This is a genomic window from Pseudomonas sp. KB_12 (assembly GCF_052114545.1).
GTDB classification, from domain to species: domain Bacteria; phylum Pseudomonadota; class Gammaproteobacteria; order Pseudomonadales; family Pseudomonadaceae; genus Aquipseudomonas; species Aquipseudomonas brassicacearum.
The window spans coordinates 1-11,877 of the sequence record NZ_JBFREY010000036.1 but is presented as its reverse complement, the minus strand read 5'-3'; the positions used below and the strand labels follow the sequence as shown (position 1 = coordinate 11,877).

13 protein-coding genes are annotated in these 11,877 nt (G+C 63.0%); 8 read left to right on the top strand and 5 right to left on the bottom strand.

What is annotated here, in order from left to right; genetic code table 11:
- Nucleotides 1-2: 2 nt before the first annotated feature.
- Complete coding sequence (locus AB4Z20_RS23635) at nucleotides 3-1,352, bottom strand: MATE family efflux transporter (RefSeq protein ID WP_442090683.1); 1,350 nt, start codon at nucleotides 1,350-1,352, stop codon at nucleotides 3-5.
- Between the two features lie 183 nt (nucleotides 1,353-1,535).
- Nucleotides 1,536-1,829 (bottom strand): hypothetical protein, encoded by a 294-nt coding sequence (locus AB4Z20_RS23630; RefSeq protein WP_018607618.1) that lies wholly within the window; start codon nucleotides 1,827-1,829, stop codon nucleotides 1,536-1,538.
- 164 nt (nucleotides 1,830-1,993) lie between these two features.
- Here AB4Z20_RS23630 and AB4Z20_RS23625 point away from each other — a divergent pair, with 164 nt between their 5' ends.
- The 4 genes from AB4Z20_RS23625 to AB4Z20_RS23610 are packed head-to-tail and all read left to right on the top strand — an operon-like array spanning nucleotide 1,994 to nucleotide 4,253.
- A complete protein-coding gene (locus tag AB4Z20_RS23625) occupies nucleotides 1,994-2,299 on the top strand; it encodes a MazG-like family protein (protein ID WP_003186192.1) in 306 nt (101 codons plus the stop codon).
- Nucleotides 2,296-3,045, top strand: a complete 750-nt coding sequence (locus AB4Z20_RS23620; protein ID WP_253471379.1) for a methyltransferase — start codon at nucleotides 2,296-2,298, stop codon at nucleotides 3,043-3,045. Before AB4Z20_RS23625 ends, AB4Z20_RS23620 begins: the two co-directional genes overlap by 4 nt.
- Before the next feature lie 12 nt (nucleotides 3,046-3,057).
- Nucleotides 3,058-3,675 (top strand): DUF4136 domain-containing protein, encoded by a 618-nt coding sequence (locus tag AB4Z20_RS23615; RefSeq protein ID WP_320389844.1) that lies wholly within the window; start codon nucleotides 3,058-3,060, stop codon nucleotides 3,673-3,675.
- 20 nt (nucleotides 3,676-3,695) lie between these two features.
- Nucleotides 3,696-4,253 carry a DUF4136 domain-containing protein gene (locus AB4Z20_RS23610; protein ID WP_024617878.1) on the top strand — a complete coding sequence of 186 codons (558 nt, stop codon included), beginning with the start codon at nucleotides 3,696-3,698 and terminating at the stop codon, nucleotides 4,251-4,253.
- A 97-nt stretch (nucleotides 4,254-4,350) separates the two neighbouring features.
- On the opposite strand, the gene AB4Z20_RS23605 is transcribed toward AB4Z20_RS23610, so the two are convergent.
- Both AB4Z20_RS23605 and AB4Z20_RS23600 read right to left on the bottom strand, forming a co-directional pair.
- On the bottom strand, nucleotides 4,351-5,205 hold the full coding sequence (locus AB4Z20_RS23605) for a MaoC family dehydratase (protein ID WP_253471383.1): 855 nt from the start codon (nucleotides 5,203-5,205) through the stop codon (nucleotides 4,351-4,353).
- 2 nt (nucleotides 5,206-5,207) lie between these two features.
- Nucleotides 5,208-6,560 carry a 3-oxoacyl-ACP reductase gene (locus tag AB4Z20_RS23600; protein WP_253471385.1) on the bottom strand — a complete coding sequence of 451 codons (1,353 nt, stop codon included), beginning with the start codon at nucleotides 6,558-6,560 and terminating at the stop codon, nucleotides 5,208-5,210.
- A gap of 256 nt (nucleotides 6,561-6,816) precedes the next feature.
- Here AB4Z20_RS23600 and AB4Z20_RS23595 point away from each other — a divergent pair, with 256 nt between their 5' ends.
- Entirely contained in the window at nucleotides 6,817-8,094 is a 1,278-nt protein-coding gene (locus AB4Z20_RS23595; RefSeq protein WP_442090682.1) for an acetyl-CoA C-acetyltransferase, read from the top strand.
- Here the strand turns inward: AB4Z20_RS23595 and AB4Z20_RS23590 are convergent.
- Nucleotides 8,081-9,109: a bile acid:sodium symporter family protein gene (locus AB4Z20_RS23590; protein ID WP_253471389.1), complete on the bottom strand. Its 1,029-nt coding sequence runs from the start codon at nucleotides 9,107-9,109 to the stop codon at nucleotides 8,081-8,083. The two genes, AB4Z20_RS23595 and AB4Z20_RS23590, sit on opposite strands and share 14 nt — an antisense overlap.
- Before the next feature lie 79 nt (nucleotides 9,110-9,188).
- On the opposite strand from AB4Z20_RS23590, the gene AB4Z20_RS23585 reads away from it, so the two are divergent.
- From AB4Z20_RS23585 to AB4Z20_RS23575, 3 genes are all read left to right on the top strand, one after another.
- The gene (locus AB4Z20_RS23585; protein WP_018607635.1) at nucleotides 9,189-9,980 is read left to right on the top strand and encodes an AraC family transcriptional regulator; all 792 of its coding nucleotides are present in this window, start codon (nucleotides 9,189-9,191) and stop codon (nucleotides 9,978-9,980) included.
- A gap of 239 nt (nucleotides 9,981-10,219) precedes the next feature.
- A complete protein-coding gene (locus tag AB4Z20_RS23580; protein WP_018607638.1) occupies nucleotides 10,220-11,113 on the top strand; it encodes a PA4780 family RIO1-like protein kinase in 894 nt (297 codons plus the stop codon).
- Between the two features lie 249 nt (nucleotides 11,114-11,362).
- Complete coding sequence (locus AB4Z20_RS23575; RefSeq protein ID WP_442090692.1) at nucleotides 11,363-11,506, top strand: hypothetical protein; 144 nt, start codon at nucleotides 11,363-11,365, stop codon at nucleotides 11,504-11,506.
- Nucleotides 11,507-11,877 lie beyond the last annotated feature (371 nt).

The window sequence follows — 11,877 nt, the reverse complement described above, 5'->3', positions numbered from 1 at the left end:
GGTTAGTGGGCTGATGCGCCGAGCCAGCGGTCGTGCCGCTGCAAGTGCCAGGCAAAAGCACCGAGGGTCAGGCTGCGCAGGGCCATGAACAGCAGGAAGGTGATCCACAGCCCATGGTTGCCCAACCCTTGCAGCGCCCAGGCGATTGGCAGCACCAGCAGCAGGGTCAGCAGCATGCCGTTGCGCATTTCCCGGGCACGGGTGGCACCGATGAACAGCCCGTCGAGCAAGTAACTCCAGACCGCAATCAGTGGCAAGGCGGCCAGGTAAGGCAGGTAGTGATAAGCGGTGGCGCGCACGTCGGGAATGTCGGTCTGCATGTCGATGAACAGGTGGCCGGCGAGCAGGAACAGCAGTGCAAAACCCAGGCTTGCAATCAACGACCAGCCGCACGCCACCACCAGCGAGCGACGCAGCGCCAGGCGGTCGCGGGCGCCAATGGCATGGCCGCACAGCGCTTCGACGGCATGGGCCAGGCCGTCCAGGGCATGGGCTGTCAGCAACAGGCCGTTGAGGAGCAGGGCGTTGGCCGCCACGGTCGCATCCCCCAGGCGTGCGCCTTGCACGGTGATCAGGAAAAACACCGCTTGCAGCGCCAGGCTGCGGATGAAAATGTCCCGGTTCACCGCCAGCAGCGGGCGCCAACTGTGCCACAGCCCCAGGGCGGCCCAGGCGATCTGCCCGGGCCAGGCGCGCAGTGTGTTGCGGGCCAGGGCCAGGCCGACCAGCGCGCCGGTCCATTCGGCAATGACCGACGCCCGGGCCGATCCGGTCACGCCCCAGTCCAGGCCGATCACGAACCACAGGTTCAGGGCGATGTTGACCAGGTTGGTCACCAGCAGGATCGCCAGCGGGGCCCGGGCATTCTGGGCACCGAGGAACCAGCCAACCAACGCATAGCTGGCCAGCGCCGCCGGCAAGCCGAAGAGCCGGGTGTGGAAGAAGTCTCGGGTCAACTGGTTGAGCTCGGCGGACGGCTGCATGAAGTGCAACGCCACGTCGCTCAATGGCACGCCGACGGCACCGAGCAGTACCGCCAACCCCATCGCCAACAACAGCCCTTGCAGCAACACTTGTCGCAACGCCGCCCCATCGCCACGCCCGGCAGCCTGGGCGGCGAACCCGGTGGTGCCCATGCGCAGGAAACCCATGGCCCACGCCAGCACCGTATACAAACTCGCTCCGACCGCCACGGCGCCCAGTTGATGAGCATGGGGCAAATGGCCGATGACGGTGCTGTCCACCAAGGCCACCAGCGGTACGGAAATGTTCGAGAGAATCATTGGCGCAGCCAGCGCCCAGACCCGGCGATGGGTAAGGCGGTCGCGCCAGTCGGTGGTCAGGTTGGACATGCGGGCTCCTTGATGGAGCGCGATTGTAGCGGGTTCTCGCCTGATCGTTCCCACGCCGGAGCGTGGGAAACGAGCAAAATCTGTGGGAGCAAGGCTTGCCCGCGATGAAGATGACGCGGTCTTTCAGGGAACCGAGGCGCCTGTATCGCGAGCAAGCTTTGCTCCCACCCAGTGCTCTGAGCCCTAGTGAATGATCCAACTCAACAACCACAACCCCAGCACCAGCCAGATGATGCCCATGACGATCGAGGCCCGCATGAACGCGCGGATGGCCGAGTAGAGCAGCATCAGCCCGAGGATCAGCGCGATGATGCTGATGATCGAGGTGTCCATGCCCAGGGTGCGTGACAGCCCATCGACAAAATTGCCGCCGGCATTGGCCAGGGTGTTGAAGAGACCGCTGAGCAGGTCGACGATGAAACGGATCACCGAACCGAGCGCCTGGCCGAGCCATTCGAAAAAGCTTTCTGCCTGCATATGTGCATCCTGATGGGAGGGGATCTGAGCTGAGCCGTTGGCTCCTGATTGTAGGAGCTGTGGCGGCCGAGTTGGTTCGATTATGGGGCAAACCGTCGCTTCGTACCGAGACTCTTGCCTTCCCTGGTCATCCCCCTGAAGCTATGCGCATTCAGGAGAACCCGATGAACCTTGTTGAACTGACCGAACGCCTGCATGCCATTCGTGACCGTAACGACTGGCGGCAATTCCACAGCCCGAAAAACCTCGCCATGGCCGCCAGTGTGGAAATGGCCGAACTGGTGGAGATTTTCCAATGGCTGACCGAGGACCAGTCGCGCCAGTTGCCGGCGGACAAACTGGCCCACGCCGGGCAGGAGGTCGGTGACATCGTGTTGTACCTGTTGCTGCTTTGCAGCGAACTGGGCCTGGACATGGACGCTGTGGTGCGCAGCAAGCTGGCCGACAGCGAACGGCGGTTCGGCCAATGAGCGACCGTCATTTCGATCAGCTCGCCACGCGTTTTGCCGAAAAAATCTACGGTGGGGCCAAGGGTGCGATCCGCCTGGCGGTGCTTCAGGCCGATCTGCTGGAGACCTTGCCACAGCGTCCGTTGCGTGTGCTGGACATCGGCGCCGGCCTGGGCCACATGTCGTTGTGGCTGGCCGAGCGGGGCCATCAGGTGACCCTGGCCGAGCCGGCCGAGCCCATGCTCGAAGGCGCCCGCCAGCGTTTTGCCGAGGCGGGCCAGAGCGCCACGTTCATCCAGGCACCTTGGCAGGACCTGCTCGGCCAGCTCACCGAGCCGTACGACCTGGTGTTGTGTCACGCGGTGCTGGAATGGCTGGCCGAACCTCACGCGATCCTGCCGGTGCTGCATCAACTCACGGTCCCGGGCGGTTGGTTGTCCCTGGCGTTCTACAACCGCGACGCGCTGGTTTATCGCAACCTGCTCAAGGGGCATTTTCGCAAGTTGCGCAAAAATGACATGGCCGGCGAAAAACAGAGCCTGACGCCGCAACAACCCCTTGATCCGCGAGAATTGGCGGCGCAACTTGAAGACCTGTGGCAGGTCGAAAACCAGAGTGGCGTGCGGGTTTTCCATGACTACATGCCGGTGGAGTTCCAGGGCCGCGTGGAGCTTGCGCAGCTGCTGGAAATGGAACTGGCCCACCGTCGCCATCCGGCGTTTGCCGGGTTGGGACGTTATCTGCACTGGATCTGCCGTCCAGTGTGACCGGAGAGCGAAATGAAAGGTCGTTCAGGGTTGTTGATGCTGTGCCTGGGACTGGCGGCCTGCCAGGGCAGCAACCCCTATGTCGCCACGTCCAATCCGCTGCCGCCGGCGCCGCCCGAGGCCGCCACGGTGTTCGACCGCAGCGCTTACCCTGCGCCGCCCCGTGACTATGGGCGCTATCGCAGTTGGACCTGGCGCGACGGGCGCCTGCCGTCGGGTTCCGCCTGGGCGGATTCGGCCCAGGTGGCCGAAGCGGTGAGCAATGCCCTGGACCAGCGTGGCCTGCGCCCGCTGCATGACAACCGGCCCGCCGACCTGTTCGTCAGCGCCGACCTGCGTCTGGAAACCCGCGTGCGCCAGGTCCGGGACGACTATGATGCCGGTTACTACGGCGGCTATAACCGTTATGACCGCTATGGTCCGGGTTATGGCATGTACCATCCGGTGCCGATGGTGCGCACGTACCAGGAGCAGGTCGTGGTGGTGCGGGTGGATCTGTTCGATGCCCGCACGGGGCAACCGGTGTGGAGCGCCAGCGCCGAGACCGGCCAGCGGGGCAGCCAGAGCGAACGCACCGATGCCATTCGTGCGGCGGTGGAAAAAGCCATGTCGGCGTATCCTCCAAGTTGATTACGCAACGGAGAAAAACCATGTTTCGCCGTCTTGCTCTACTGGCCTTCACCCTGTTGCTGGGCGCTTGTGCCTCTAACCAGGTCAACCATGACTTCGACACCAGCCGCGATTTCGCGGCGTATCGCAGTTGGAGCTGGAAAGACCCGGCGCTGCAATATCGCCCCGATGACCCTCGCATCAAGAGCGACCTGACCGAACAGCGGATCCGCCAGGCGGTGGCCGATCAACTCGACCAGCGCGGCCTGCGTCCGGCGGCGAGTGGGCACGGCGATGTGCTGGTGCAGGCCTATCTGATCGTCGAGGACCGCCAGCAGCAGGTCACCACCAACTACGGCGGCGGTGGTTGGGGCGGCCCTTGGAATGGCTATTGGGGCGGGCCGATGTACAACGAAACCCGCAACATCAGCTACAAGGTCGCCACCGTGCAAATCGACCTGCTCGATGGCAAGGACGGCAAGCTGGTGTGGCGTGGCAGTGACGAACAACTGCTCAGCAACTCGCCCAACCCGACTGACCGCAACACGGCCGTGCGCGAGACGGTGGGACGGATCCTGTCCAACTACCCGCCGCGTTGACCGCAGCGCATTCAAGATGGATGCGAGCTGACCCACCGCCATCGCGAGCAAGCTCGCTCCCACAGGGATGGGTGTGGAGACCATCCCATCATTCTGCTCAGGCCACCGGCCGCCACTCTCCTACCATATGCTCCAAACCCCCAGCCCCCATCAGTTGCAGTTGCCCGCTGGACCCCGCCGCACTCGCCAGCAGTGTCACCTCACTGGGCAGGCGCACCGGTTTCTTGAAGGTCACATCGATCTCGATGTTGGCCTCGGGCAGGTGGTCATCCAGCGCCGCCAGGGTCCGGGCCTTGTTCCACAGGCCATGGGCGATGGCGGTGGGGAAGCCGAACAACCGGGCACTGATACCACTCAGGTGAATCGGGTTGTAGTCGCCGGACACTTTGGCGTATTGCCGACCGATGTCCGCCGGTGCGGTCCAGTGCGCGACTTCAATCAAGGGCAGGCTGGCCTGCGGTGAATCCTCCACAAGTGCCCCGTCGAGCTGGACACCTTTGCAAAGCATCTGGCTCTGGGCCTCCCATAGCGGCCCCAACTGATCATCGAGGCGGGTCACCAGGTCGAATACCGCGCCCTTGGGGTGGGCTTGCAGATTTTCGACATGGACGCTGGCCCGCACCTGGCCAACCCCGCCCATAGGCCGCAATACGCGGATGCGATTGCTCAAGTGGATCAGCCCCAACAGCGGAAATGGAAAATTCCGCGCGGTGAGCAATTGCATTTGCAGGGCAAACGCCAAGACGTGGGGATAGGTCGGCGGCAGCAGTCCGCTATCGAGGAAACCGCAGACTTTGCGATAGGCCGCCAGGCGTTGCGGGTCGACCTGAAGCACTTGACGCAGGCCTTCCTCGGGCAAGGTCGTTCCGGTGACCTTGCGCCGTGTTGCCGCTTTCCAGTAAAGCCCGGACATGGAGGGCTGGCTGCTGACTTCATGCCATTGGATCGTCATGGTCACGCTCCCAGGAGGCTTTGCCCGCATACCCGCAGGGCCTGACCGGTCACGGCACCCGTGCCTGGTTGTGCGAGCCAGGCCACGGCTTCGGCGACATCCTGGGGCAGGCCGCCCTGGCCCAGGGAACTCATGCGTCGCCCGGCTTCGCGCAAGGCGAAGGGGATGTCGGCGGTCATGCGGGTTTCAATGAAGCCCGGCGCCACGGCGTTGATGCTGATGCCGCGTGGCTCCAGTAGCGGCGCCCAGGCCTGGGCCAGGCCGATCAGTCCGGCCTTGCTCGCCGCATAGTTGGTCTGCCCACGATTGCCGGCAATGCCGCTGATGGACGCCAGCAGAACCACCCGACCATTGTCGCGCAGGGTGCCGCTGTCGAGCAGGGCCTTGGTCAGCACTTGCGGGGCATTGAGGTTGACGGCCAGCACCGCGTCCCAGAACTCCGGGGTCATGTTGGCGAGGGTCTTGTCCCGGGTGATGCCGGCGTTGTGGACCACGATGTCGACGCCGTCGGGAAGGTGTTCGATCAACTGGGTGGCGGCGTCTTCGGCGCAGATATCCAGCGTGACGCTGCGTCCGCTCAGGCGTGCCGCCAGGGCGTCGAGGTCGGTCTTGGCTTGCGGGACATCCAGCAGGATCACGTCGGCGCCATCGCGGGCCAGGGTTTCGGCGATGGAGGCGCCGATTCCGCGGGCTGCGCCAGTGACCAGCGCCTTGAGCCCCGTGAGCGGTCGGGTCCAGTCCTGGACCTGGGTATCACAGGCGTTGAGGCGAATGACCTGCCCGGAGATGAAGGCGCTCTTGGGCGACAGGAAAAACCGCAGTGCACCTTCCAACTGGGCTTCGGCGCCGTCGCCGACGTACAACAGTTGCAGCGTCCCGCCGTGGCGCAGCTCTTTGGCCAGGGAACGGCTGAAACCCTCCAGCGCTCGCTGGGCACTGGCGGCGAACGGATCGGCAAGACTTTCCGGCGCGCGACCGAGGATGACGACATGGGCGCTGTGGTCGAGGTTTTTCATCAGCGGCTGGAAAAATTCCCGCAGCTGCTTGAGCTGGTCGGCCTGCACCAAATGGCTGGCGTCGTACACCACCGCCTTGATTTTCGGGCCATGGCCGGGGATCCACTCGGTGGCCAGGGTCGGCTCGCCGCCGTAGATGAAGATGGTGTCGGTCAGGCGCTTGGCAAACGTGCCGATCTGTTCGGTCAACGGCCCGCCGCCCAGCAGCAGTGCACCTTCGATCGGCCGCAGGCGCCCGGCCTGCCAGCGTTCCAGGCGCACCGGCGATGGCAGGCCGAGGGACCCGACCATGCGCCGGCCAATGGGCGAGTTGGCAAAGTCGATATAACGGTCAGACATGGAACACACTCCGGCTGATGAGGTTCCAAGTGTGGACCATGATTGGCAATCAGTCGTTCGATTGGCGAGATAAAGCCTAAGCTTGAGCGGGAGCGCTTTTTCCAGGCACCGAATCCCTGTGGGAGCAAAGCTTGCTCGCGATGCAGACACCGCGTTTTTCAGGTAGGTCGCGTCATCGTTCATCGCGAGCAAGCTTTGCTCCCACAGGGTTCGGTTGAGTCTTCACAGGGCACTAGACCTACACAGGGAGTTCTTCATGACACAACTACGCCGCGTCGCGATCATCGGTGGTAACCGCATTCCGTTCGCCCGCTCCAACGGGGCCTATGCCACCGCCAGCAACAAGGCGATGTTGACGGCTGCCCTCGAGGGGCTGATCGAACGCTACAACCTGCATGGCCTGCACATTGGCGAGGTGGCTGCCGGTGCGGTGCTCAAGCACTCCCGGGATATGAACATGACCCGCGAATGCGTGCTCGGCTCGCGGCTGTCACCGATGACGCCGGCCTATGACGTACAACAGGCCTGTGGCACCGGGCTGGAAACGGTGCTGCTGGTGGCCAACAAGATTGCCCTGGGCCAGATCGACAGCGGCATTGCCGGCGGCGTCGACACTACCTCGGATGCGCCGATCGCGGTCAATGAAGGGTTGCGCAGGATTCTGCTGCAAGCCAATCGCGCCAAGACCACCGCCGACAAGATCAAGACCTTCCTGCAACTGCGTCCCCAGCACCTCGTCCCCGATCTGCCGCGCATCAACGAACCGCGCACCGGCCTGAACATGGGCGAGCATTGCGAATTGATGGCCCAGACCTGGCAGATCCCCCGGGAGGCGCAAGACCAGTTGGCCCTGGAAAGCCATCAGAAAATGGCCGCGTCCTATGCCGAAGGTTGGCAGAACGACTTGATGACACCGTTTCTTGGCCTGACCCGGGACAACAACCTGCGCCCGGACCTGACCCCGGAAAAACTCGCTTCCCTCAAGCCAGCCTTCGAAAAAAGCGCGAAGGGCACGATGACCGCGGGTAATTCCACGCCACTGACCGATGGCGCTTCGTTGGTGCTGCTGGGCAGCGAAGAGTGGGCCAAGGCCCGAGGCCTGCCGATCCTGGCGTACCTGCGCGACGGCGAAACGGCGGCGGTGGATTTCGTCAATGGCGCCGAAGGGCTGTTGATGGCCCCGGTCTACGCCGTGCCGCGATTGCTGGCGCGCAACGGCTTGACCTTGCAGGACTTTGATTACTACGAGATCCATGAAGCGTTCGCCGCCCAGGTATTGTGCACACTGAAGGCCTGGGAAGACCCGGACTACTGCAAGACCCGCCTGGGCCTCGACGCGCCGCTAGGGTCCATCGACCGCAGTCGGTTGAACGTCAAGGGCAGTTCCCTGGCCGCCGGGCACCCGTTTGCCGCCACGGGCGGGCGCATTGTCGCCAACCTCGCCAAGTTGCTTGATGCCGCCGGGCGAGGTCGCGGCTTGATCTCCATCTGCGCCGCCGCGGGCCAGGGCGTGACGGCGATTATCGAGCGTTGAGGACGGCGCCGTCCTGGCGGGACGCCAGTTCCCGGTGATGGCTGGCGTAGCGCTCGGCGAGGATCGAGCAGACGATCAACTGCAGCGGGTGATAGATCATAATCGGCAGCAGGATCAGCCCCAGGCCGGGATGATTGCCAAAAATCAATGCGGCCATGGGCACCCCGGCGGCGAGGGATTTCTTGCTGGCACAGAACACCGCGGCGACTTCATCGGCGCTACTGAATTGCAGGGCGCGGGCAGTGCGGGTGGTCGCCCACAAGATGATCGCCAACAGTACGGCACTGCCAAGCACTGCGCTCAATAGCACGCCGTGGCCTTGCTGTTGCCAGATGCCGGACACCATCGAGTTGCAGAACGCCGCGTAGACCAGCAGCAGGATCACCAGCTTGTCGATGATGCTGGTGTAGCGCTTGTACCTGCCGAAAAAGCCAGCCAACCAACGCCGCAGGAACTGCCCCAGCACCAGTGGCAGCAGCAACATCATGCACAGGTCGAGCAAGGTTGACCCCAGGTCGATGCCACCGGCGCCGCTGCCGACCACGAAACTGACCAGCAGCGGTGTCAGGAAAATCCCCAGTACGCTGGACAGGCTCGCGTTGAGAATCGCCGCCGGCACGTTACCGCCGGCACTGCCGGTCAGCGCCACCGAGGAAGAAATGGTCGAGGGCAGGGCGCACAGGTAGAAGAACCCCAGCATCAGCAGCGCTGGCACGTGGCTGCCGACGAGCCAGTGGCTGATCAGCCAGATCAACGGAAACACGCCAAAGGTGAAACCCTGCACCATCACGTGCAGGCGGATGTTCTTCAAACCGTGGCGGATCTGTTCGCCGGACAGGTTGACCCCGTGCAGGAAGAACACCACGAAGATGCCGATGTTGACCACCCATTCGGCATGCATGGCGCCGCCCGTGGCACCAAAGGTTGGAAAGAAGTACGCCAACAGCGTGGCGAGCAACATGCCGCACAGGAACCAGTCGGTCACCATGCGTTTGAGGTGTCTGAGGATATGCATAGGGCACCGCAAGTTGTAAGAAAAGTCGACTTAGCCTAACGTCGTCCCTACCAGTCGTCTTGCGACATAAGGCCAATCAATGCCGCCTAACGGACACCAACAGCTCGAACGCCGCATCCCCGACCTGGCGCAATTGCCGAGGCCGCTGTACGCCCGTGTCGAAAGTTTGAGCGCCGGTTCCTGGACGCAAGCCCATCGTCATGACTGGGTGCAGTTTTCCTACGCCATCAGCGGCGTCCTCGGCGTACACACCGCAGCGGGTAGTTTCTTTGCCCCGCCACAACGGGGCATCTGGATCCCGGCCGACCTGGAACACCATGTGGTGACCTCCACCCGAGCGGAAATGCGCAGCTTGTATGTGCATCGCCACGCCTGCCCCTGGGCCGATGAGCGCTGTCGGGTGCTGGAAGTCACGCCTCTGGCCCGTGAGTTGATCAAGGTGTTCTGTCAGCTTCCGGTCGATTACCCGCAAGGCGACACTCAGGAACAACGGTTGGTGCAGGTGTTGCTGGACCAGTTGGCGACTTTGCCGGAGGTGGGGTTCTCCCTGCCGCTGCCGCGACATGCCCGTCTGCTGGGGCTATGTAACGAGTTGATCGAACAGCCTGAGCAGAACGTCACCTTGCACGCCTGGGCGGAGCGCCTGGGCACGTCGGAAAAAACCTTGATGCGCCTGTTCCAGCGCGAGACCGGCCTGAGCTTTCGCGCCTGGCGCCAGCGCATGCGCTTGTTGTCATCCCTGGGCTCGCTGGAGCAGGGCGACAGCGTCACCAGTGCCGCGTTGTCCTGCGGTTATGATTCAACGTCCGCGTTCATTGCGGCGTTCAAGGGGATGTTCGGGTTTACGCCGGGGGAGTTGTTCAAGCATTGAGTTGTCGCACTTCCTACAGCCGACGGTAGACATGGCTGTCAGCTCTTGTCGCAAATGCCTGGGCATTCAGTTACCAATGCCAGGTTCGGTCTCGGCTATGATTCGGCTCGGTCGATTGATCCGGCACATTGTGTGCATCACAGGTTCATAGGTCGGCAACCCCTCCCCGTGGAGGAAGGATTGCCGTATAACGACTGTCATTCGCGTGTTTGGTAATAAAGGACCCACAATAAAAGCTGATGAAGACTCCAAAACGCATTGAACCCCTGATCGAGGACGGTCTGGTCGACGAGGTGCTGCGCCCACTCATGAGTGGTAAAGAAGCAGCTGTTTATGTGGTGCGCTGCGGTAACGAGCTACGTTGCGCGAAGGTCTACAAGGAGGCGAATAAGCGAAGTTTTCGTCAGGCGGCCGAATATCAGGAAGGCCGCAAGGTCCGCAACAGCCGTCAGGCCCGGGCCATGGCCAAGGGCTCGAAGTTCGGGCGCAAGGAAACCGAGGACGCCTGGCAGAATGCCGAAGTAGCGGCGCTGTTCCGCTTGGCTAGCGCGGGTGTGCGCGTGCCCAAGCCGTACGACTTCCTTGAAGGCGTGCTGCTGATGGAACTGGTGGCCGACGAGTACGGCGATGCAGCGCCGCGTCTGAACGATGTGGTGCTGGAGCCGGACCAGGCCCGTGAATATCACGCCTATCTGATTTCCCAGATCGTGCTGATGTTGTGTACCGGTCTGGTGCACGGCGACCTGTCGGAGTTCAACGTCCTGCTCACGCCGACCGGGCCGGTGATCATCGACCTGCCGCAGGCCGTGGATGCTGCGGGTAACAACCATGCCTTCAGCATGCTGGAGCGGGACGTGGGCAACATGGCGTCCTACTTCGGTCGGTTTGCCCCGGAGCTCAAGCGCACCAAGTACGCGAAGGAAATGTGGGCGCTGTACGAAGCCGGCACCTTGCACCCGGCCAGCATGCTGACCGGCGAGTTCGACGAGCCGGAAGAACTGGCGGATGTCGGCGGGATCATGCGCGAGATCGAGGCCGCGCGCCTGGACGAGGAACGCCGCCAGGCCGTACGCGCCGCCGACGATGCCCCGCCCGGCAAGACCGAAGAACCACCGCCGCCGTGGATGCAATGATCGGTTGAACAGAAACCCGACCAATGGCCGTAATGCTGCTCAACTTAGAAAAAACGGCGCTTCTTTCAGAAATGGAAAGGCGCCGTTTTTTTTGGTTGGTGTGTATATCCATTTTTGTGGTAACGGCGGCTTATGGTTCCGCTCTTACAGCGGGTCACTTTCGAAAAGCGCGAAAGTAACCAAAGCGCTTTTGCCCCACCACTCGGTGCCTCGCCTAGGCTCGGCATGCCTGAACGAAGGCGTTGCTCCGTGGGCCGCCGCGAAGGGCCATCCATGGCCCAGCGCGGCTACCTCGGCATCCATGCCGAGGTGCCCACTGCGCAACACCTTCGTTCAGGCATCGTGGTTAACGGGGCGCCCGAGATCAACGTCCACCGCGAGGCGGCCTGGTAGCCGACCTGGTTCTTGATGGGGACTGCGTTTCTCCTGTGGGAGCGAGCTTGCTCGCGAAGGCGGTGGCTCATCCACATAGATGCTGGACATGCCCCCCGCTTTTGCTTTGCTTTGCTTTGGATTTTGATCTTGATCTTGATCTGGACGCCCCGTTAAACCACGCTGGCCGAACGCAGGCATTGCGCAGTGGGCATCCCGGCATGGATGCCGGGATAGCCGCGCTGGGCCATGGATGGCCCTTCGCGGCGGCCCACGGAGCAATGCCGGAGTGAGGGCACACCGAGCCTAGGCGAGGTGCCGAGTGGTGGGGCAAAGCGCTTTTGGTTACTTTTGGCGCTCTTCCAAAAGTGACCCGCCGTAAGGGCGGAACC